A 20,682-nucleotide genomic window follows, 5' to 3' on the forward strand; every position below is an offset into this window, starting at 1 on the left:
CCCATGACTGAGCCACTGCGCATCGTTTTTGCCGGCACCCCGGAATTCGCCGCCGAACACCTCAAGGCCCTGCTGGACAGCCCTTACGAGATCGTTGCGGTCTACACCCAACCGGATCGCCCGGCCGGTCGTGGGCAAAAACTGATGCCGAGCCCGGTCAAACAGTTAGCGTTGGAAAACAATATCCAGGTGTTGCAGCCGCCGACCCTGCGCAACGCTGACGCTCAGGCCGAGCTCGCTGCGCTGAAACCTGACTTGATGGTGGTGGTCGCCTACGGCCTGATCCTGCCGCAAGCGGTGCTGGATATTCCGCGCCTGGGCTGCATCAACAGCCATGCCTCGCTGCTGCCGCGCTGGCGCGGTGCGGCGCCGATCCAGCGCGCCGTGGAAGCGGGCGATGCCGAGAGCGGCGTGACCGTGATGCGCATGGAGGCCGGCCTTGATACCGGGCCGATGCTGCTCAAGGTCGTGACCCCGATCAGCGCCGAAGACACCGGCGGCAGCCTCCATGATCGCCTCGCCGAAATGGGCCCGCCCGCTGTGGTGCAGGCGATTGCCGGTCTGGCCGCCGGCACCCTGGAAGGCGAAGTGCAGAATGATGAACTCGCCACCTACGCGCACAAACTGAACAAGGACGAAGCGCGCATCGACTGGAGCCGCCCGGCCGTTGAGCTGGAACGTCTGGTCCGTGCCTTCAATCCATGGCCGATCACCCACAGCACGCTCAACGGCGAAGCGCTGAAAGTGCTGGCGGCGACACTCGCCGAAGGCAAAGGCGCACCGGGCACGATTCTCGGCGCCAGCAAGGACGGCCTGCTCGTCGCCTGTGGCGAACAGGCCCTTTGCCTGACCCGCCTGCAATTGCCCGGCGGCAAGGCGCTGAACTTCAGCGATCTGTTCAACAGCCGTCGTGAGAAATTCGCCACAGGCATCGTGCTGGGCGCAGCGGTGGACGCGCAATGAACCCGCGTCTGGCCGCCGCCAAGGCACTCGCCGCTGTCCTCAGCGGCAAGGCTTCGCTCAACAGCTCCCTGCCGACACAACTGGACAAGGTCGAAGATCGCGATCGCGGTTTCACCCAGGACCTGGCGTTCGGCACCGCCCGTTGGCAGCCACGCTTGTCGGCGCTGGCGGAAAAACTGCTGCAGAAGCCGTTCAAGGCTGCGGACGCCGATGTCGAGGCGCTGCTGCTGGTCGGTCTCTATCAGTTGCTTTACACCCGCGTCCCGCCGCACGCCGCCATCGGCGAAACCGTCGGTTGCGCCGACAAGCTGAAAAAGCCGTGGGCCAAGGGCTTGCTCAACGCCGTACTGCGCAATGCCCAGCGCGAACATGAGGCGATCTTCGCCGAACTGGAACGCGATCCGGTGGTGCGCACCGCCCACCCGCGCTGGCTGCAAAAATCCCTGAAGGCCTTCTGGCCTGAGCAATGGGAAGCCATCTGCGAGGCCAACAACGCGCATCCGCCGATGATTCTGCGGGTCAACCGTCGTCATCACAGCCGTGACGCGTACCTGGGTCTGCTGACTGAAGCCGGGATCGCCGCGCAGCCGTGCACCTTCAGCCGTGACGGCATCGTGCTGGATGCTGCTGCCGACGTGCGCAGCCTGCCGGGCTTCGCCGAAGGCTGGATCAGCGTGCAGGACGAAGCCGCGCAACTGGCCGCCGACCTGCTCGACCTCGCGCCGGGCCAGCGAGTGCTGGACGCCTGCTGCGCACCGGGGGGCAAGACGTGCCACATCCTCGAAGCCGAACCGGCACTGGCCGGCGTGGTGGCGGTGGACCTGGAAGCCAAGCGTCTGGTGCGGGTGAAAGAAAACCTCGAACGCCTCGGTCTGAATGCTGAACTGATCGCCGCCGACGGTCGCGACACGGCAGCCTGGTGGGACGGCAAGCCGTTCCAGCGCATCCTGCTTGACGCGCCGTGCTCGGCCACCGGGGTGATCCGCCGTCATCCGGACATCAAGCTGACCCGTCAGGCCGACGACATCGCCGCCCTCGCGCAACTGCAAGGCGAACTGCTCGACGCGATGTGGAAAACCCTCGAAGTGGGCGGCATCCTGCTGTACGCCACCTGCTCGACCTTGCCGACCGAGAACACCGAAGTGATCGCCGCGTTCCTTGAGCGTACGCCGGGCGCACGGGAGCTGGATCTGGCCACCGCCGCCGGGATCAAGCAGCCCCATGGTCGCCAATTGCTGGCCCAGCAGGGCGGGCATGACGGGTTCTACTACGCCAAGCTGATCAAGATCGCTGCCGCGCGCGGCTAAACGGATTCAATGGAGTGACTGGATGAAAATCATCATCCTCGGTGCGGGACAGGTCGGCGGTTCGCTGGCTGAACATCTGGCCAGCGAGGCCAACGACATCACGGTGGTCGACACTGACGGCGACCGTCTGCGCGATCTTGGCGATCGCCTCGACATCCGCACCGTGCAGGGCCGTGGCTCGTTGCCGAACATTCTGCGTCAGGCCGGTGCCGACGACGCCGACATGCTGGTGGCGGTGACCAACAGCGACGAAACCAACATGGTCGCCTGCCAGGTCGCCCACACCCTGTTCCACACCCCGACCAAGATTGCCCGGGTGCGCGAAGCGTCGTACCTGACCCGCGAGGAGCAACTGTTCCAGAACGAGGCGATTCCGGTCGACGTGCTGATCAGTCCCGAGCAGGTCGTCACCAACTACATCAAGCGTCTGATCCAGCATCCCGGCGCCTTGCAGGTGATCGATTTCGCCGAAGGCCAGGCGCAACTCGTCGCGGTGCGCGCCTACTACGGCGGGCCGCTGGTGGGTCAGCAACTGCGCCAGTTGCGCGAACACATGCCGAATGTGGAAACGCGAGTCGCAGCAATTTTCCGCCGCGACCGACCAATTCTTCCCCAGGGCGATACGGTGATCGAGGCCGACGACGAAGTCTTCTTCATCGCCGCCCGTGAGAACATTCGCGCAGTCATGAGCGAAATGCGCCGTCTCGACGAAACCTACAAACGCATCGTCATCGCCGGTGGCGGGCAGATCGGCGAGCGGCTGGCCGAGGCCATCGAAAGCCGCTATCAGGTGAAGATCATCGAGATGAACCCGGCACGCTGCCGCTACCTCTCCGACACCCTCGACAGCACCGTGGTGCTGCAGGGCAGCGCGTCGGATCGCGACCTGCTGCTGGAAGAGAACATCGCCGACGCGGACATCTTCCTCGCGCTGACCAACGATGACGAAGCCAACATCATGTCGTCGCTGCTGGCCAAGCGTCTGGGCGCGAAGAAGGTGATGACGATCATCAACAACCCGGCCTACGTCGACCTGATCCAGGGCGGCGACATCGACATCGCCATCAGCCCGCAACTGGCGACCATCGGCACCTTGCTGGCCCACGTGCGGCGTGGCGATATCGTCAGCGTGCACTCATTGCGTCGGGGCGCGGCGGAGGCCATCGAAGCAGTTGCTCATGGCGACTCGAAGTCGAGCAAGGTCATCGGCAAGGCCATCGAAAACATCGCACTTCCACCGGGGACCACCATCGGCGCGATCATCCGCGATGAAGAAGTGATCATCGCCCACGACGACACGGTGATCGCTGCCGGGGACCATGTGATCCTGTTCCTTGTGGATAAAAAGCACATTCGCGACGTGGAGAAGCTGTTCCACGTGGGCCTGAGTTTCTTCTGACCGACCAAGAGGCGAGACCGATGATCGAATCCCTGGAAAAAATGCTCGCCAAGGGTGTGGATAACTCGCTGCTGCGCTTCGGCCTCGGCAAGGGTTATCTGGATCTGGGGGAGAACGCGAAGGCGGCAGAGCATTTGCAGCGTTGCGTCGGCTTCGATCCGAAGTATTCGGCGGCGTGGAAATTGTTGGGCAAGGCGCAGTTGGCGCTGGGTGACCTGGCGGCTGCGCGGCAGGCATGGGAGCAGGGGCTCGAAGCGGCCCGGGCCCATGGCGACAAGCAGGCCGAGAAGGAAATGACGGTGTTTCTGAAGAAGCTCGAACGGCAGAAGCCGTGACGGCTGTGGATAACCCGTTTGGTCAGGTTATCCACAAACGCACATCGCCGATCAGTACCAGCGCGCCTCGCCCGGCGGACGCTTCTTGAAGCGTTTCATGCTCCACATGTACTGGCTCGGGTAAGCCGCCACATAACGCTCGACGACTTTACTCATCGCTGCGCAGGAGGTTTCGGTGTCGGTGCTGTACATGGCTTCCGGCGCCGCTTCGAGGATCACCTTGTAGCCGGAACCGTCCGGCAGGCGCAGGGCGTGCAGGAATACGCCGACAGCTTTGCCCCCGGCGAGCATGTTCGGCACGAACTTGCTGGTCAGGGCCTGGGTGGCGAAGAACGGCACGAAGATCCCGGCGGATTCGGCCGGTTCCGGGTCCGCTGGAATCCCCACCTGACCGCCCTTGCGCACTTCCTTGATGACGCTGAGGATGCCTTCCTTGGTCGACGCGGCGACTTTGTTGCCCAGTTGCACGCGTTGTTTACGCAGCAATTCATCTACAGCCTTGAGCTTCGGCGGCCGGTAGAAAATGATCGGTTTGCACTGACTGCAATAGAAGTGGTTGAGCACTTCCCAGTTGCCCAGGTGACTGGTGATGCCGACCACGCCCTTGCCCGAGGCCAGCGCTTCTTTCAGCACATCGAGGCCTTCGACTTCGCGCACCAGATCGATGGAACGCTGGGCCGGCCAGATCCAGGCGCAGGCGCTTTCGGTCAGGGACTTGCCGATGTCTTTCAGGGTCTGGCCGACCAGACGCTCGCGTTCGGCCGGGTCCATCTGTGGAAAACATTTGGCCAGGTTGATCCGCACCACGTCGCGGGAACGGTTGGGGGTTTTCCACATGATCCAGCCGATCGCCGAACCCACGGCCTGCACGGCCCGCCACGGAAGCAGGGCAAACAGCCGCAGAGCGCCAACCAGCATGGCGCCTTTAAACTTTTCCACAGGTCACTCCTGATCTTGTGCTGTGCGCGAGGCGGCCATTCTAACCGGCGTTGACCAGCTGCGCGTAGCGGTCGCAGTCCTGAGTGTGGTCCATGACCATGCCAGAGGCCTGCATCAGCGCGTAGCAGATGGTCGGACCGACGAAGGTGAAACCGGCCTTTTTCAGGCCTTTGCTCATGGCCACGGCTTGCGGGGTGATGGCCGGGACTTCGCTGCGATCCTTGAAATGATTGATCACCGGGCGGTTATCCACAAACGACCAGAGGAACGCCACCGGATCCTCCAGCGCCAGCCAGGCCTGGGCATTACGCCGCGCGGCGTTGAGCTTGAGGCGGTTGCGGATGATCCCCGGATCGAGCATCAATTCGTCGATTTCCGCGTCGCTCATCTGTGCCACGCGCTGTACGTCGAAGCCGAACAACACCTCGCGATACCGCTCGCGCTTGCGCAGCACGGTGATCCACGAAAGCCCGGCCTGGAACCCTTCGAGCAAAAGCAACTCGAACAAACCCTGCGCATCGCGTAGCGGCGTGCCCCACTCCTGATCGTGGTAAGCCATGTACAGCGGATCTTCGTTGCACCAAAAGCAGCGTGGCATAAGGCTCCAGGGGGTGGAGGTGCGACTGAATCGGGTATACTCCCGCTCTTTAAATCGCAGCCCAAGAAACAGGTGAATTTCGTGAGCCAGCCTACGCCAGCCGTGCGTACCTTCCAAGACTTGATCCTCGCGCTCCAGCAATACTGGGCCGAGCAAGGTTGTGTGGTACTTCAGCCCTACGATATGGAAGTAGGCGCCGGCACTTTCCACACCGCGACATTCCTGCGCGCCATCGGCCCGGAAACCTGGAACGCCGCTTACGTGCAGCCAAGCCGCCGTCCGACTGACGGCCGTTACGGCGAAAACCCGAACCGTCTGCAGCACTACTACCAGTTCCAGGTAGTCCTGAAGCCGAACCCGGACAACTTCCAGGAGCTGTACCTGGGCTCCCTCAAGCATGTCGGCCTGGACCCGCTGGTCCACGACATCCGCTTCGTCGAAGACAACTGGGAATCGCCGACCCTCGGCGCCTGGGGTCTGGGCTGGGAAGTCTGGCTGAACGGCATGGAAGTGACCCAGTTCACTTACTTCCAGCAGGCGGGCGGCATCGAGTGCTACCCGGTGACCGGCGAGATCACCTACGGTCTCGAGCGTCTGGCCATGTACCTGCAGGGCGTGGACTCGGTCTACGACCTGGTCTGGGCTGACGGTCCGTTCGGTAAAGTGACCTACGGCGACGTGTTCCACCAGAACGAAGTGGAGCAGTCCACCTACAACTTCGAACACGCCAACGTCGACAAGCTGTTCGAACTGTTCGATTTCTATGAAAGCGAAGCCAAGCGCCTGATCGAGCTCGACCAGCCGCTGCCGTTGCCAAGCTACGAAATGGTCCTGAAGGCTTCGCACACCTTCAACCTGCTGGACGCACGCCGGGCGATCTCGGTGACCGCGCGTCAGCAATACATTCTGCGCGTTCGCACCCTGGCGCGTTCCGTCGCCCAAGCCTACCTGCTGGCTCGCGCCAAGCTGGGCTTCCCGATGGCAACCCCGGACCTGCGTGACGAAGTACTGGCCAAGCTGGAGGCTGCACAATGAGTGCTCAAGATTTTCTGGTTGAACTGGGCACCGAAGAACTGCCACCCAAAGCCCTGAACACCCTGGCCGAAGCGTTCCTGGCCGGTATCGACAAGGGCCTGCAAGCTGCCGGCCTGAATTACGAGACCAAAACCGTCTACGCCGCGCCGCGTCGTCTGGCTGTGCTGATCACCGCGCTGGCCACCCAGCAGCCGGATCGCAGCATCAACCTCGACGGCCCGCCGCGTCAGGCTGCATTCGATGCCGAAGGCAACCCGACTCAAGCGGCACTGGGCTTTGCCAAGAAATGCGGCGTCGAGCTGAGCGAAATCGACCAGAGCGGTCCGAAACTGCGCTACAGCCAGAACATCGCCGGCAAGCCGACCGCCAGCCTGCTGCCGACCATCGTCGAAGACTCGCTGAACGACCTGCCGATCCCGAAACGCATGCGTTGGGGTGCGCGCAAGGAAGAGTTCGTGCGTCCGACCCAGTGGCTGGTGATGCTGCTCGGCGACCAGGTCATCGACTGCACGATCCTCGCGCAGAAGGCTGGCCGTGAATCCCGTGGCCACCGTTTCCACCACCCGGAAAGCGTGCGCATCGGTTCGCCGTCGAGCTACCTGGCCGACCTGCGTGCCGCGTACGTGCTGGCCGACGCCAACGAGCGTCGCGAGATCATCAGCAAGCGCACCGAAGAGCTGGCGACCCGTCAGGAAGGCACTGCGATCGTGCCGCCGGCGCTGCTCGACGAAGTGACCGCGCTGGTCGAGTGGCCAGTGCCGCTGGTGTGCTCGTTCGAGGAACGTTTCCTCGACGTGCCGCAGGAAGCGCTGATCACCACCATGCAGGACAACCAGAAGTACTTCTGCCTGCTGGATGCCGACGGCAAGTTGCTGCCACGTTTCATCACTGTGGCCAACATCGAATCCAAAGACCCGCAGCAGATCATCGCCGGTAACGAGAAGGTGGTTCGCCCACGTCTGACGGACGCCGAGTTCTTCTTCAAGCAGGACAAGAAGCAGAAGCTCGAAGCGTTCAACGATCGCCTGCAGAACGTGGTGTTCCAGGAAAAACTCGGCAGCGTCTACGACAAGGCCGAGCGCGTGTCGAAACTGGCGGCGTACATCGCCGCACGCATCGGCGGCAACGCTTCGTGGGCTGCCCGCGCAGGCCTGCTGTCCAAGTGCGACCTGGCCACCGAAATGGTCGGCGAGTTCCCGGAGATGCAAGGTGTCGCCGGCTACTACTACGCCCTCAATGACGGCGAGCCGGAAGACGTTGCCCTGGCGCTGAACGAGCAGTACATGCCGCGCGGTGCCGGCGCTGAACTGCCAGCCACCCTGACCGGTGCGGCCGTGGCCATTGCCGACAAGCTCGACACCCTGGTCGGCATCTTCGGCATCGGCATGCTGCCGACCGGCAGCAAAGACCCGTATGCCCTGCGCCGTGCGGCACTGGGCGTGTTGCGGATCCTGATCGAGAAACAACTGGATCTGGACCTGAACGACGCCGTGGCGTTCGCCGTGAATGCGTTCGGTGCCAAGGTCAAGGCTGCCGGCCTGAACGACGCGGTGCTGGAGTTCATCTTCGACCGTCTGCGTGCACGATACGAAGACGAAGGCGTAGATGTCGCCACCTACCTGTCGGTACGTGCCCTGAAGCCGGGTTCGGCGCTGGACTTCGACCAGCGTGTGCAAGCGGTTCAGGCCTTCCGCAAACTGCCGGAAGCGGCAGCGCTGGCGGCGGTGAACAAGCGTGTGTCGAACCTGCTGAGCAAGGTGGAAGGCTCGGTTCCGACCGAAGTCCAGGCCAAGTACTTCGACAACGCCAACGAGTTCTCGCTGTACTCGGCGATCCAGCAAGCGGACCAGGCTGTACAGCCAATGGCTGCGGCGCGTCAGTACAACGAATCGCTGGCACGCCTGGCCGCCCTGCGCGAGCCGGTGGACGCGTTCTTCGACGCGGTGATGGTCAATGCCGAAGACGCCAATGTGCGGGCCAACCGTTACGCGCTGCTGGCGCGTCTGCGTGGCCTGTTCCTGGGCGTTGCCGACATTTCGCTGCTGGGTTGAGGGATTGCTGTTGAAACTGCTGATTCTCGATCGGGACGGAGTGATCAATTACGACTCCGACGCTTATATCAAGTCGGTGGAAGAGTGGATTCCACTGCCCGGCTCGATCGAAGCGATTGCGCAGTTGAGCAAGGCCGGCTGGACGGTGGCAGTCGCCACCAACCAGTCGGGCATTGCTCGCGGCTACTACGACCTCGCCACCCTGGATGCCATGCACGCGCGCCTGCGCGAACTGGTGGCGGAGCAGGGCGGTGAAGTCGGGCTGATCGTGTATTGCCCGCATGGGCCGGACGAAGGTTGCGACTGCCGCAAGCCGAAACCGGGGATGTTGAAAACCATCGCGCAGCATTACAACGTCTCGCTGACGAATGTCTGGTTCGTCGGCGACAGCCTTGGTGACCTGGAGGCCGCCAAAGCCGTCGATTCACAGCCCGTTTTGGTAAAGACCGGGAAAGGCGAAAAGACTCAGGCCAAGACCTTGCCGGTGGGCACCCTGATTTTTGACGATCTCGCGGCGATTGCCGCAGAACTTATCCACAACTAGAGTACTTCTGAAGTTCCTGACCAGGGATTGATCGGGAGTGCGCTTGAACAGTCGGGCATTGCCCGTAACGGTAAACGTCGCCATGTCGATACTGCAGGCCATCAGAATCTTCCTCTTTTACCTGCTGCTGGGCACCACCGCTCTGCTGTGGTGCAGCCTGAGCTTTTTTATCGCGCCCTTTCTGCCGTTCAAGGCGCGCTATCGCTTCATCAACGTGTACTGGTGCCGTTGCGCCTTGTGGTTGACCAAGGTGTTCCTCGGTATCCGTTACGAAATCAAAGGCGCGGAAAACGTGCCTGACCAGCCCTGCGTGATTCAGTCGAACCACCAGAGCACCTGGGAGACGTTCTTTCTCTCCGCTTATTTCTCGCCCTTGAGCCAGGTGCTCAAGCGCGAATTGCTGTATGTGCCGTTCTTCGGCTGGGCGATGGCCATGCTGCGGCCGATCGCGATTGACCGCGACAACCCGAAAGCCGCCCTCAAGCAGGTCGCGGCGAAGGGTGACGAGCTGCTCAAGGACAATGTCTGGGTGCTGATCTTCCCCGAAGGCACTCGCGTTCCCCACGGCACCATCGGCAAGTTCTCCCGCAGTGGCAGCGCATTGGCGGTGAATGCGGCGCTTCCGGTGCTGCCGATTGCGCACAATGCCGGCAAGTTCTGGCCGAAAATCGGTTGGGGTAAAAAGCCCGGCGTAATCACTGTGGTGATCGGAGAGCCGATGTATGCCGAGGGCAGTGGCCCCCGTGCCATCGCCGATCTGAATGACCGGGTGCAGGCGTGGAACGAGAAGACTCAACGGGAAATGGGCTCGCTGCCTCCGGCCCCTGAGGCACCGGCTGCGAACGATCAGATCGCTGTCTGAGATTTGTGGATAACCTGTGTACGGTTTGTTCGAAAAGTCCCGAATTATCAAATTAAGTGACTGATTTACTTATATATTTCCGAAACTGATAAAACGCCGTAAAAGGTGCATAAGTTTTTTTCGGAAGTAAGGAAACCGGCTGATATAGCCGGTTTTTTTATGCCTGCTCTTCGGCGATCAGCGGCAGCTCCAGACGGAACGTAGTGCCTTGATCGACCACGCTCAGGCACTCGATCCGGCCGCCATGGTGATCCACCACGGCTTTGACCATCGACAATCCAAGGCCCACACCGTCGATGCCCTGTGCAGAAGAAAAGCGCCGGTACTGGCTGAACAGATCGGGCAGTTCCTCTGCAGCGATGCCTTTGCCTTGATCGGTCAGTTCACAACTCAGCCAGTCATCGTGGCAGCTGACACGCATATCAACCGTGGATCCGGCAGGGCTGTACTTGATTGCATTTTCCAGCAGGTTGAACAGTGCACGGGTCAGCAAGCCCTGATCTGCCAGGATCAAGCGCTCCTGGGATTGTTCGTCCATGTCACTCGAGAGCTCGATGCGTTTTTGCTGGGCGATGGGCAGTGCCTGATCCAGCACGTCCATGACCAGCATCCCGAACAGGCTCGGTTGAAACTGATACGCCTCGGATTCGGCCCGGGCCAACAGAACGAAGCCGTCGGTGAGTTCCAGCGCCCGGCGTACCTGGCGCTCAATCTGTTCGAACAGCGGCGAATCCGTTCCCGTTTGATGCCGGTGTACCTCGAGCAGGGCAAGAATCGCCGAATGAGGGGCACGCAGGTCATGGGACAGAAAGCGCAGCAACACACCGCGCTGTTCCTCGGCGGCGCGTTCGGCGCTCAGGTCAGTGAGACTCAGAAGCCAGCCGATCGGAAGGTCGCCATCGACCGGTAACAACGCGGCGCGCTCCAGGCGCAGGCTACGCTCCTTGTGATCACGAAACTCCAGCAGAGGCAGCTCGGATAGCGGCGGGCGCGACTCTGTGGACAACTCCGGATAGCCCAGGCTCGCCAGTTGATCGAGCACATCCTCGCCCACCAGATTGTGATCGAACAGGCTCCGGGCCTTGCGATTACCCAGCAAGACTTGCCCTCGTGGATCGCTGATCAGGGTCGCGACGGGCAGATATTCCAGCCCGTCGGCAATGAATCGGCGGGTATCGCGGGTGCGGCTCATGGCTTGCTCAAGTGCCATGATCTGCCCCTGCAAGCGGTCGGCGCTGGGAAACTGCGCCCGACGTCGTTCGGGAAAGACTTTCGGTTCACTGTCCAGCCGCGCCAGCTCCCAGCCGAAGTAGGTGAGCACCACGCTCAGGCGCCGCCAGTTCCAGATCAGATAGCCGAACAGCATGCCGAGCGCCGCAGGCGTCGGCGACCACCAACGCCGCATTTCAGCCAGGCCTGCACTGGTCAACAGCACGCAGGCAATTCCGCCCAATGTCAGCCAGAGCGCCAGACGCGGACGCCACAGCAGCAATCCAAGTACGCACGCGACCATGGCTACCGAGAGTCCCGCGCCCATCAACGGCGCCGGATCATGCAAATTGATCTGCGCGCGCCAGGAAAGCAGTGCAGTCAGCGGCAACAGCACTAGACTTATCCACACCCACTCGCGCACCAGTTGCCGGAACAAACGCTGAACCTGGCTGGGTACGCGGCTTTCGTGTCGGCGCTGGTTATTCATGGGAAACAGGGCAGGGCGGGTTGAATGGTTTCATAGGCGGCCGGTCTGAGGACGTAGACCCGAAGAATCATAGCGGCTCACCCCACGGCGTGCCGCTTACTTTCACTGCATGGAGTGAGCCGATCCGGTCGGCACCCATTGCCCGAGCGACAAGGAACCACCGCGTATGCGCGTTGCGATACTGGACGATGAACCCGCCGAACTGCGCCGGGTCGAGCAGACCCTGCAACAAATGGCTGAAGCCGGAGGACAGCCCTGGTCACTGCACAGCTTCGAAAGCGGTGAAGACCTGCTGCGACAGTTGCGCCGGGAAACCTTCGACCTGCTGATCCTCGACTGGCAACTGCCCGACCTCACTGGCCTGGCGCTGCTGCGCTGGACCCGCGAACACATGGAAGCCCCGCCGGCGGCCATCATGCTCACCAGCCGCGACGGTGAAAGCGACATCGTTCAGGCCCTGAATGCCGGGGCCGACGACTATGTCAGCAAGCCGTTTCGGCCCAATGAACTGAAGGCCCGCGTGGCGGCGGTACTGCGCCGGCACAGCCTGCAACGTAGCGCCCCGGCGGAAGTCCTGCGTTTCAACGACCTGGTGTTCGACGACGCCGAACTCACCGTCACCCGCGACGGGAAACCGATCGTCATGACCGAACGTGAATATCGTCTCGCCCATTGCCTGTTCAGTAACCTTGGACGACCGCTGTCACGGGACTATCTGTACGAACGATTCTGGCCCCATGAAGAGATGTCGACATCGCGACCGCTGGACACCCATATCTATCGCCTGCGCAACAAGCTCGGGCTGACGGCGGATCGGGGTTGGCAGTTGCTGACGATTTATGGGTATGGGTATCGGTTGGAGAGTGTGGCGGCAGGCAGCGAGTAAACCTGGAACGAAGAGTTCACTGTAATTTCTTGGCTGCGGACTCAATCTCTTTAATGCAGGGAGCCGGACCCCGACAAAACCATTTTGGTGACGTCAACAAAATGGTCCGTGATGCGATGATTACTGTGTTCGCAGGCTTGCACGGCTTTGCTAATGACGTTTTCGAAGTTTCGCCAATCACGGTACTCCAGCAGAGGGGCGAGCTCTCGGGCGGAGCAGAATTCAAAGCCATCTTCCGATTGGTGCTTCAGGTCTTCGAAAGACCGGTGCTGCTCGCTCAAGGTAAATCCTCCGCGGATTGAGGTGATCTGAATCCTTCCTTTGACATGGAAGAGATTCACACTGACACCTCCATAGAATCAATGGTGGCTTACAAATGCATACATTGTTGTCGGAAAAAGACCGTCGGTTTAGTGGTGCATTCGAACATAAAAAAACCCGATGAATCAGAGATCCACCGGGCTTGGTATGACTTCGGTTATGCGTGCAAAGGGATCAGAAGTCCAAGTTGGACACCGCCAGGGCATTGCTCTCGATGAAGTCACGGCGAGGTTCGACCGCATCACCCATCAGGGTGTTGAAGATCTGGTCTGCGCCGATGGCGTCTTCGATGGTGACTTTCAGCATGCGGCGCACACTTGGGTCCATGGTGGTTTCCCACAGCTGATCCGGGTTCATTTCGCCCAGACCTTTGTATCGCTGGATGGTGTGACGCTTGGTGCTTTCGGCCATCAGCCAGTCCAGGGCTTCCTTGAACTCGGTGACCGCTTTCTTGCGCTCGCCACGCTGGATGTACGCGCCGTCGTCGAGCAGGGTGCTCAGTTGAGCACCGAGGGTGACGACGGTCTTGTAGTCGTTGCTGCCGAAGAAGTCGCGGTTGAAGGTGACGTAGTTCGACAGGCCGTGGGAGATCAGTTCGACCTCCGGCAGCCATACACCACGTTCACGGTCTTCACGCAGGCTGGCCTTGTAGACCAAGCCCGACTTCTCGACGGTGCGCAGACGGACTTCGTACTGGGCCAGCCAATCCTGCATCTTCGCGTGGTCGCCGAGCATTTCCAGGCTGACGGCCGGCAGATAGATGAAGTGCTCGGTCAGCTCCTGCGGGTACAGGCGCGACAGTCGCTTGAGGGTCTTCATCACCATGCGGAAGTCGTTCACCAGACGTTCCAGCGCTTCACCGGAAATGCCCGGGGCGTCTTCGTTCAGGTGCAGGCTCGCATCTTCCAGGGCCGACTGCGTCATGTACTCTTCCATGGCGTCGTCGTCTTTGATGTATTGCTCTTGCTTGCCTTTCTTGACCTTGTACAGCGGCGGCTGGGCAATGTAGATGTAGCCGCGCTCGATCAGCTCCGGCAACTGACGGAAGAAGAAGGTCAGCAACAGGGTACGGATGTGCGAACCGTCGACGTCAGCATCGGTCATGATGATGATGTTGTGATAGCGCAACTTGTCGATGTTGTACTCTTCGCGACCGATACCGCAGCCAAGCGCGGTGATCAGGGTGCCCACTTCCTGGGACGAGATCATCTTGTCGAAACGTGCTTTCTCGACGTTTAGGATCTTGCCCTTCAGCGGCAGGATGGCCTGGGTCTTGCGGTTACGTCCCTGCTTGGCAGAGCCGCCCGCGGAGTCACCTTCCACGAGGTACAGTTCGGACAGCGCCGGGTCTTTTTCCTGGCAGTCAGCGAGTTTGCCTGGCAGGCCGGCGATGTCCAGCGCGCCTTTGCGGCGGGTCATCTCACGGGCCTTGCGCGCCGCTTCACGGGCACGGGCAGCGTCGATCATCTTGCCGACGACCAGTTTGGCTTCGTTCGGGTTTTCCAGCAGGAAGTCGGAGAAGTACTTGCCCATTTCCTGTTCGACCGCGGTCTTCACTTCGGAAGACACCAGCTTGTCTTTGGTCTGGGAGCTGAACTTCGGATCCGGCACCTTCACCGAGATGATCGCGGTCAGGCCTTCACGGGCATCGTCACCGGTGGTGGCGACTTTGTGCTTCTTCGCCAGACCTTCCTGCTCGATGTAGTTGTTCAGGTTACGCGTCAGTGCGGAACGGAAGCCCACCAGGTGGGTGCCGCCGTCGCGCTGCGGAATGTTGTTGGTGAAGCACAACAGGTTCTCGTTGAAGCTGTCGTTCCACTGCAGGGCGATTTCCACGCCGATGCCGTCTTCACGCTGGATGTTGAAGTGGAACACCTGGTTGACCGCAGTCTTGTTGGTGTTCAGGTATTCAACGAACGCACGCAGTCCGCCTTCGTACTTGAACAGTTCTTCCTTGCCGCTGCGCTCGTCCTTGAGGACGATGCCGACACCGGAGTTGAGGAAGGACAGTTCACGAATACGCTTGGCCAGGATGTCCCAGCTGAAGTGAATGTTCTTGAAGGTTTCGCTGGAAGCCTTGAAGTGAATCTGGGTACCGGTGGTTTCGCTGTCGCCAACGATCGCCATCGGTGCCTGAGGTACACCGTGGACGTAGGTCTGTTCCCAGATCTTGCCGCTGCGACGCACGGTCAGTACCAGTTCTTCGGACAGCGCGTTCACAACCGAAACACCTACACCGTGCAGACCGCCGGATACCTTGTAGGAGTTGTCGTCGAACTTACCGCCGGCGTGGAGGACGGTCATGATGACCTCGGCGGCGGAAACGCCTTCCTCCTTGTGCACGTCTACCGGGATACCACGGCCGTTGTCTTTAACGGTGATGGACTCATCCGGGTGGATGATGATGCTGATGTCGTCGCAGTGGCCGGCGAGGGCTTCGTCGATCGAGTTGTCGACCACCTCGAACACCATGTGGTGCAGACCGCTGCCATCGTCGGTGTCACCAATGTACATACCGGGACGTTTGCGCACGGCATCCAGGCCTTTCAGCACTTTAATGCTCGATGAGTCGTACGTATTTTCTTCGCTCAATGCCTTCACTCCCGATGGTCGTGGGTCTGGGTGATACGGCCCTGTTCCACGTGGAACAGAGCGACTGGCGTTTCCGTCTGCCAGCCTTCCCTCAATAATTCGTGATCTACACAGGTGATAAAAACCTGGCAGCGTAAGTCTTCCAGCAGGCGGCACAGCGCGCGACGGTGGCTCTCGTCCAGTTCGGACGGCAAGTCATCCACCAGATAAATACACTGGCCGCGTCGGGCCTGGCTCACCAGATGCCCCTGGGCAATCCGCAACGCACAGACCACCAACTTCTGCTGACCCCGGGACAGGATGTCCGCGGCGTTGTGTGCGCCCAATCTAAGACGCAAGTCAGCCCGTTGTGGCCCGGCCTGGGTATGACCCATTTGCTGGTCCCGTTGCACGGATCCGGCGAGTACAGCGCTCAATTCCCGGTCCTTGTCCCAGCCTCGGTAATAGCTGAGCGTCAAACCTTCGAGCTCAACCAGTTCGCTCAAGGTTTGTTCAAAGACTGGTTTCAAGGCTTTGATGTAAGCGCGGCGGTATTCATCGATTTCAGCGCTGGCCTGGCACAGTTCCCTGTCCCAAACCGCTTGCGAAACGGCGTCAAGTGTACCATGCCGCAGCCAGGAGTTTCTCTGGCGCAAGGCCTTCTGCAAACGCTGCCAGGTGGCCATGAACCGCGGCTCGACGTGGAACACCCCCCAGTCGAGGAACTGCCGGCGAATCTTCGGCGCGCCTTCCAGCAGGCGAAAGCTGTCGGGGTTGATCAACTGCAGCGGCAGGATCTCCGCCAGTTGCGCAGCGCTACGAGCGTTCTGACCGTCGATGCGGATCTGGAACTCGCCCTGACGGTCGCGGGATATCCCCAATGCGCTGTGGCCACCCTCGGCGAGCTCGACCTGACCGAATACGGTGCAAGCGAGTTGCTCGTACTGGATGACCGGCAACAGCCGCGTGCTACGAAACGAACGGGCAAGCCCCAGCAGGTGAATGGCTTCCAGAACACTGGTTTTGCCGCTGCCGTTGGCGCCGTAAAGAATGTTGATTCGGGGAGAGGGGGAGATGGTCACCGGGTGCAGATTGCGCACCGCGGTGACCGAGACGCGACTTAGCGACATCCAGAGTCAGCTGATTACAGACGCATCGGCATGACAACGTAAGCCGAATCGTCATTGTCGGACTCTTGCACCAGCGCACTGCTGTTGGAGTCGGACAGGATCAGACGAACCTGCTCGGTGGTCATCACGCCCAGCACGTCCAGCAGATAGCTGACGTTGAAGCCGATTTCCAGGGAGCCGCCGTTGTATTCCACGCCTACTTCTTCTTCCGCTTCTTCCTGCTCCGGGTTGTTGGCCTGGATTTTCAACTGACCGCTGGCCAGTTGCAGACGGATACCGCGGTACTTCTCGTTGGACAGAATCGCGGTACGGCTGAACGCTTCGCGCAGCGCCTGACGATCGCCCAGAACCAGCTTGTCGCCGCCTTTTGGCAGAACGCGCTCGTAGTCCGGGAACTTGCCGTCGACCAGTTTCGAGGTGAAGGTGAATTCGCCGGTGGTCGCACGGATGTGGTGCTGACCCAGGACGATGCTGACGTTACCGTCCGGCTCGGTGAGCAGACGTGCCAGTTCGAGAATGCCTTTACGCGGCACGATCACCTGATGGCGTTCCTGCTGACCGATGTCGGCCTGCATCGAGCACATGGCCAGACGGTGACCGTCAGTGGCGACGGCACGGATCACACCGGTCGACACTTCCAGCAACATGCCGTTGAGGTAGTAACGCACGTCCTGCTGGGCCATGGCGAAACTGGTGCGTTCGATCAGGCGACGCAGCTTGCTCTGTTCCAGGCTGGTGGTCAGCGAACCCGGGCCTTCTTCCACAGTCGGGAAATCGTTGGCCGGCAGGGTCGACAGGGTGAAACGGCTACGACCGGCTTTCACCACCAGCTTCTGCTCGTCGACCTTGATGTCGATCAGCGCATCGTTCGGCAGGCTCTTGCAGATATCCATCAGCTTGCGCGCCGGCACGGTGATGGAACCTGTTTCAGCCGGCTCCTCGAGTTGCACGCGACCGACCAGCTCGACTTCCAGGTCGGTACCGGTCAGCGACAGTTGCTGGCCATCGACAACCAGCAGCACGTTGGACAGTACCGGCAAGGTCTGTCGGCGCTCGACGACGCCTGCGACCAGTTGCAGGGGTTTCAACAGGGCTTCGCGTTGAATGGTGAAATGCATGGTCTAGTCCCTTGCCTTAATAAGCTGCGCTGGTGTTCATCAAGTGGTCAGTGTACGCAGCAGGTTCTTGTAGTCCTCGCGGATGTCCGCGTCGGATTCCTTAAGTTCGTTGATCTTGCGGCAGGCGTGCAACACGGTCGTGTGGTCGCGGCCGCCAAACACATCGCCGATTTCCGGCAGGCTGTGGTTGGTCAGTTCCTTGGACAATGCCATGGCCACCTGACGCGGACGAGCGACCGAACGCGAACGGCGCTTGGACAGCAAGTCGGAGATCTTGATCTTGTAGTACTCGGCGACGGTGCGCTGAATGTTATCCACAGAGACCAGTTTGTCCTGCAGCGCCAACAGGTCTTTCAGGGATTCGCGAATCAACTCGATGGTGATGTCGCGGCCCATGAAGTGCGAGTGGGCGATCACGCGTTTCAGCGCGCCTTCCAGCTCACGGACGTTGGAGCGAATGCGTTGGGCAATGAAGAACGCCGCATCGTGTGGCAACTCGACTTTGGCCTGGTCGGCCTTCTTCATCAAGATCGCGACGCGGGTTTCCAGCTCCGGCGGCTCGACGGCAACCGTCAGGCCCCAGCCGAAGCGGGATTTGAGGCGCTCTTCAAGGCCTTCGATTTCTTTCGGGTAGCGGTCACTGGTGAGAATGACCTGCTGGCCACCTTCAAGCAGGGCGTTGAAGGTGTGGAAAAACTCTTCCTGGGAACGTTCCTTGCGGGCGAAGAACTGAATGTCGTCGATCAGCAGAGCGTCCACCGAACGGTAGAAACGCTTGAACTCGTTGATCGCGTTCAGTTGCAGTGCCTTGACCATGTCGGCCACGAAACGCTCGGAATGCAGGTACACGACCTTGGCATTCGGGTTCTTCTTTAATAGATGGTTACCCACCGCGTGCATCAAGTGAGTCTTACCCAGACCCACGCCACCATAAAGGAAGAGCGGGTTGTAGCCGTGCTTCGGGTTGTCTGCCACCTGCCAGGCCGCCGCGCGGGCGAGCTGGTTGGATTTACCTTCGACGAAGTTCTCGAAGGTGAAGGTGCGGTTGAGGTAGCTGGTGTGCTTGAGCGCGCCTTCGACCTGCACGGTGCGCTGTTCGGCGCGCACCGGGGCCTGTTGCGACGCGGCACCGGCCATCGGATCGAAGCTGTCGCGGGACGGCTCTTCACTGATTTCTTCGGTTTTCTGCGTCGAGCGCTTGGTCGGCGCAGGCGTCGGAGCTGGTGCTGGCGCACTGGCCGGCGCGGTATTGGCCTGAGCCTGGGACACTTGCGCAGCAGCCAATGGCGCATTCGGTGCGGCACGCGGCGCCGAACTGCGTTTGCTGCCTATTAATAAGGAGAGCGACGGTGCCAGACCGTTGCCATGCTCATCCAGCAGTTCAAGGACGCGCCCCAGGTACTTTTCGTTGACCCAGTCCAGAACAAAACGGTTCGGTGCGTAGACGCGCAACTCGTCGCCTTCGGCTTCGACCTGTAGTGGACGGATCCAGGTGTTGAATTGTTGGGCAGGCAGCTCTTCGCGCAAAAGCTCCACGCACTGCTGCCAAAGTTCCACTGACACGGATATCCCCTAAGTTGAAAGCCGGTGAGGCAAAAACAAGCGGCCATTGTAGCGGCCAGTCGTCCACTTATCCACATGCAGGTTGCCCGGTGGACATGATTTATCAATGCGTTAAACGCGAAAAAGGCGACCGACGGTATGTGCATAAGCTCTGTGGATAACCCTATCTGAGCACACTGGACAACTGGGGGCGAAAGTCGGTGGATAACCAGCCTGTGGATAACCACCTATTTCACACACAGGTTATCCGACAGCGCAGCACAGGCTGAACACGGTTTTCCACTGTAGTTGTCATTCTCTGTACATCGCTTGAAACAAGGCCTTGAGCCAGTTATCCACAGAGAACCGTGTACCTAGCTTTTACAAGCTTTACAGAAAAGCTTTAAATAATTCCCTTCTTTATTTTTATCTTTGGCAAACCGGGTAATCAGGTTCTGTCAGCTCCGAAGATCTATTTATAAGGAAACGTTGGTTGGAAATTGACCTATTGGCTTGCTTTCTCTAGAATCCCCGGTCTCTTAAAACGGGGGCCATTCCGGCCCGTTGTGGACGAACCAGGTAACACGACATGAAACGTACTTTCCAACCAAGCACTATCAAACGCGCTCGTACCCACGGTTTCCGTGCTCGCATGGCTACCAAGAACGGTCGTGCCGTACTGTCGCGTCGTCGCGCCAAAGGCCGCGCACGTCTGGCAGTTTGATAATCCGGCACTGGAGGTGAGTCAGGACTTCAGTCGGGAAAAGCGTCTGCTTACTCCCCGGCATTTCAAGGCAGTCTTTGACTCCCCTACCGGCAAGGTTCCGGGGAAAAATCTCCTGCTCCTTGCGCGCAACAACGATCTCGATCACCCCCGTCTCGGGCTGGTTATCGGGAAAAAGAGCGTCAAGCTCTCCGTCGAGCGCAATCGCCTCAAACGTCTTATGCGCGAATCGTTTCGCCTGCACCAGGATTCACTGGTCGGCTGGGACATCGTTATCGTCGCGCGCAAAGGTTTGGGTGACGTAGAAAACCCCGAATTGATTCAGCATTTCGGCAAACTCTGGAAACGTCTGGCACGCAACAAGCCGGTACCAGCAGTCAAAACCGAAACTGTAGGGGTAGACAGTCCAGATGCGTAAACTGGCACTCGTTCCGATCCAGTTTTATCGCTACGCCATTAGTCCCCTGATGGCCAGTCACTGTCGTTTCTACCCCAGTTGTTCTTGCTACGCGTATGAAGCCATCGAAAATCATGGCCTTCTGCGCGGTGGCTGGCTGACCTTTCGTCGTTTAGGTCGCTGTCATCCGTGGAATCCCGGTGGTTATGACCCGGTTCCACCTATCCCTACCTCCCGTTCTTCTTCGATGGCCGAGTAATC

At 60.3% G+C, this 20,682-nt stretch carries 20 protein-coding genes; 12 read left to right on the top strand and 8 right to left on the bottom strand.

Annotated elements, in window-relative coordinates:
• The first annotated feature begins 3 nt into the window (after positions 1-3).
• Genes fmt through PMI24_RS11805 form a run of 4 tightly spaced genes read left to right on the top strand, consistent with a single transcriptional unit; the run spans position 4 to position 4,004 of the window.
• Positions 4-963 carry a methionyl-tRNA formyltransferase gene (gene fmt, locus PMI24_RS11790; RefSeq protein ID WP_007954106.1) on the top strand — a complete coding sequence of 320 codons (960 nt, stop codon included), beginning with the start codon at positions 4-6 and terminating at the stop codon, positions 961-963.
• A complete protein-coding gene (gene rsmB, locus PMI24_RS11795; protein WP_007954107.1) occupies positions 960-2,270 on the top strand; it encodes a 16S rRNA (cytosine(967)-C(5))-methyltransferase RsmB in 1,311 nt (436 codons plus the stop codon). Before fmt ends, rsmB begins: the two co-directional genes overlap by 4 nt.
• Before the next feature lie 22 nt (positions 2,271-2,292).
• Entirely contained in the window at positions 2,293-3,669 is a 1,377-nt protein-coding gene (gene trkA, locus PMI24_RS11800; RefSeq protein ID WP_007954108.1) for a Trk system potassium transporter TrkA, read from the top strand.
• 20 nt (positions 3,670-3,689) lie between these two features.
• A complete protein-coding gene (locus PMI24_RS11805) occupies positions 3,690-4,004 on the top strand; it encodes a tetratricopeptide repeat protein (protein ID WP_007954109.1) in 315 nt (104 codons plus the stop codon).
• 51 nt (positions 4,005-4,055) lie between these two features.
• Here PMI24_RS11805 and PMI24_RS11810 read toward each other — a convergent pair whose 3' ends face one another.
• Both PMI24_RS11810 and tag read right to left on the bottom strand, forming a co-directional pair.
• Positions 4,056-4,943 (bottom strand): lysophospholipid acyltransferase, encoded by an 888-nt coding sequence (locus tag PMI24_RS11810; RefSeq protein WP_007954110.1) that lies wholly within the window; start codon positions 4,941-4,943, stop codon positions 4,056-4,058.
• 40 nt (positions 4,944-4,983) lie between these two features.
• Complete coding sequence (tag, locus tag PMI24_RS11815; protein WP_007954111.1) at positions 4,984-5,541, bottom strand: DNA-3-methyladenine glycosylase I; 558 nt, start codon at positions 5,539-5,541, stop codon at positions 4,984-4,986.
• 81 nt (positions 5,542-5,622) lie between these two features.
• Between tag and glyQ the strand changes: the two genes are divergently transcribed.
• The 4 genes from glyQ (at position 5,623) to PMI24_RS11835 (ending at position 10,033) form a co-directional block, all read left to right on the top strand.
• The gene (gene glyQ, locus PMI24_RS11820; RefSeq protein ID WP_003187265.1) at positions 5,623-6,576 is read left to right on the top strand and encodes a glycine--tRNA ligase subunit alpha; all 954 of its coding nucleotides are present in this window, start codon (positions 5,623-5,625) and stop codon (positions 6,574-6,576) included.
• Positions 6,573-8,627: a glycine--tRNA ligase subunit beta gene (gene glyS / locus PMI24_RS11825; protein ID WP_007954113.1), complete on the top strand. Its 2,055-nt coding sequence runs from the start codon at positions 6,573-6,575 to the stop codon at positions 8,625-8,627. The genes glyQ and glyS overlap by 4 nt, the downstream gene beginning before the upstream one ends.
• A 4-nt stretch (positions 8,628-8,631) precedes the next feature.
• Positions 8,632-9,171: a D-glycero-beta-D-manno-heptose 1,7-bisphosphate 7-phosphatase gene (gene gmhB, locus PMI24_RS11830; RefSeq protein WP_162831792.1), complete on the top strand. Its 540-nt coding sequence runs from the start codon at positions 8,632-8,634 to the stop codon at positions 9,169-9,171.
• 82 nt (positions 9,172-9,253) lie between these two features.
• On the top strand, positions 9,254-10,033 hold the full coding sequence (locus PMI24_RS11835; RefSeq protein ID WP_045121723.1) for a lysophospholipid acyltransferase family protein: 780 nt from the start codon (positions 9,254-9,256) through the stop codon (positions 10,031-10,033).
• Positions 10,034-10,190: 157 nt separating this feature from the next.
• Here the strand turns inward: PMI24_RS11835 and PMI24_RS11840 are convergent, their stop codons facing one another.
• The gene (locus PMI24_RS11840) at positions 10,191-11,732 is read right to left on the bottom strand and encodes a sensor histidine kinase (protein WP_007954123.1); all 1,542 of its coding nucleotides are present in this window, start codon (positions 11,730-11,732) and stop codon (positions 10,191-10,193) included.
• A 166-nt stretch (positions 11,733-11,898) separates the two neighbouring features.
• On the opposite strand from PMI24_RS11840, the gene PMI24_RS11845 reads away from it, so the two are divergent.
• Positions 11,899-12,618, top strand: coding sequence for a response regulator transcription factor (locus PMI24_RS11845; RefSeq protein WP_007954125.1), 720 nt, complete (start codon positions 11,899-11,901; stop codon positions 12,616-12,618).
• Between the two features lie 50 nt (positions 12,619-12,668).
• On the opposite strand, the gene PMI24_RS11850 is transcribed toward PMI24_RS11845, so the two are convergent.
• The 5 genes from PMI24_RS11850 to dnaA all read right to left on the bottom strand — a co-directional run bounded on the left by PMI24_RS11850 (position 12,669) and on the right by dnaA (position 19,321).
• Complete coding sequence (locus tag PMI24_RS11850; RefSeq protein ID WP_007954128.1) at positions 12,669-12,959, bottom strand: hypothetical protein; 291 nt, start codon at positions 12,957-12,959, stop codon at positions 12,669-12,671.
• Between the two features lie 154 nt (positions 12,960-13,113).
• Entirely contained in the window at positions 13,114-15,531 is a 2,418-nt protein-coding gene (gene gyrB, locus PMI24_RS11855; protein ID WP_007954129.1) for a DNA topoisomerase (ATP-hydrolyzing) subunit B, read from the bottom strand.
• 5 nt (positions 15,532-15,536) lie between these two features.
• The gene (gene recF, locus PMI24_RS11860; RefSeq protein ID WP_007954130.1) at positions 15,537-16,640 is read right to left on the bottom strand and encodes a DNA replication/repair protein RecF; all 1,104 of its coding nucleotides are present in this window, start codon (positions 16,638-16,640) and stop codon (positions 15,537-15,539) included.
• Between the two features lie 14 nt (positions 16,641-16,654).
• Positions 16,655-17,758 carry a DNA polymerase III subunit beta gene (dnaN, locus tag PMI24_RS11865; RefSeq protein ID WP_007954131.1) on the bottom strand — a complete coding sequence of 368 codons (1,104 nt, stop codon included), beginning with the start codon at positions 17,756-17,758 and terminating at the stop codon, positions 16,655-16,657.
• Positions 17,759-17,797: 39 nt separating this feature from the next.
• Entirely contained in the window at positions 17,798-19,321 is a 1,524-nt protein-coding gene (gene dnaA / locus PMI24_RS11870; protein ID WP_007954132.1) for a chromosomal replication initiator protein DnaA, read from the bottom strand.
• 568 nt (positions 19,322-19,889) lie between these two features.
• Here dnaA and rpmH point away from each other — a divergent pair.
• The 3 genes from rpmH to yidD are packed head-to-tail and all read left to right on the top strand — an operon-like array spanning position 19,890 to position 20,680.
• Entirely contained in the window at positions 19,890-20,024 is a 135-nt protein-coding gene (rpmH, locus tag PMI24_RS28820) for a 50S ribosomal protein L34 (RefSeq protein WP_003213577.1), read from the top strand.
• A 16-nt stretch (positions 20,025-20,040) separates the two neighbouring features.
• Entirely contained in the window at positions 20,041-20,442 is a 402-nt protein-coding gene (gene rnpA / locus PMI24_RS11875) for a ribonuclease P protein component (RefSeq protein ID WP_011336726.1), read from the top strand.
• Positions 20,435-20,680: a membrane protein insertion efficiency factor YidD gene (gene yidD, locus PMI24_RS28825; RefSeq protein ID WP_010465488.1), complete on the top strand. Its 246-nt coding sequence runs from the start codon at positions 20,435-20,437 to the stop codon at positions 20,678-20,680. Before rnpA ends, yidD begins: the two co-directional genes overlap by 8 nt.
• Positions 20,681-20,682 lie beyond the last annotated feature (2 nt).

Origin of the sequence: Pseudomonas sp. GM25, from assembly GCF_000282255.1 — a bacterium.
GTDB classification, from domain to species: domain Bacteria; phylum Pseudomonadota; class Gammaproteobacteria; order Pseudomonadales; family Pseudomonadaceae; genus Aquipseudomonas; species Aquipseudomonas aphyarum.

What these genes read in the sequence shown, in the direction of transcription:
- fmt (WP_007954106.1), top strand. Translation starts at nt 4, where the DNA reads ATGACTGAGCCACTGCGCATCGTTTTTGCCGGCACCCCGGAATTCGCC.
- rsmB (WP_007954107.1), top strand. Translation starts at nt 960, where the DNA reads ATGAACCCGCGTCTGGCCGCCGCCAAGGCACTCGCCGCTGTCCTCAGC.
- trkA (WP_007954108.1), top strand. Translation starts at nt 2,293, where the DNA reads ATGAAAATCATCATCCTCGGTGCGGGACAGGTCGGCGGTTCGCTGGCT.
- PMI24_RS11805 (WP_007954109.1), top strand. Translation starts at nt 3,690, where the DNA reads ATGATCGAATCCCTGGAAAAAATGCTCGCCAAGGGTGTGGATAACTCG.
- tag (WP_007954111.1), bottom strand. Translation starts at nt 5,541, where the DNA reads ATGCCACGCTGCTTTTGGTGCAACGAAGATCCGCTGTACATGGCTTAC.
- glyS (WP_007954113.1), top strand. Translation starts at nt 6,573, where the DNA reads ATGAGTGCTCAAGATTTTCTGGTTGAACTGGGCACCGAAGAACTGCCA.
- PMI24_RS11835 (WP_045121723.1), top strand. Translation starts at nt 9,254, where the DNA reads ATGTCGATACTGCAGGCCATCAGAATCTTCCTCTTTTACCTGCTGCTG.
- PMI24_RS11840 (WP_007954123.1), bottom strand. Translation starts at nt 11,732, where the DNA reads ATGAATAACCAGCGCCGACACGAAAGCCGCGTACCCAGCCAGGTTCAG.
- PMI24_RS11845 (WP_007954125.1), top strand. Translation starts at nt 11,899, where the DNA reads ATGCGCGTTGCGATACTGGACGATGAACCCGCCGAACTGCGCCGGGTC.
- recF (WP_007954130.1), bottom strand. Translation starts at nt 16,640, where the DNA reads ATGTCGCTAAGTCGCGTCTCGGTCACCGCGGTGCGCAATCTGCACCCG.
- dnaN (WP_007954131.1), bottom strand. Translation starts at nt 17,758, where the DNA reads ATGCATTTCACCATTCAACGCGAAGCCCTGTTGAAACCCCTGCAACTG.
- rpmH (WP_003213577.1), top strand. Translation starts at nt 19,890, where the DNA reads ATGAAACGTACTTTCCAACCAAGCACTATCAAACGCGCTCGTACCCAC.
- yidD (WP_010465488.1), top strand. Translation starts at nt 20,435, where the DNA reads ATGCGTAAACTGGCACTCGTTCCGATCCAGTTTTATCGCTACGCCATT.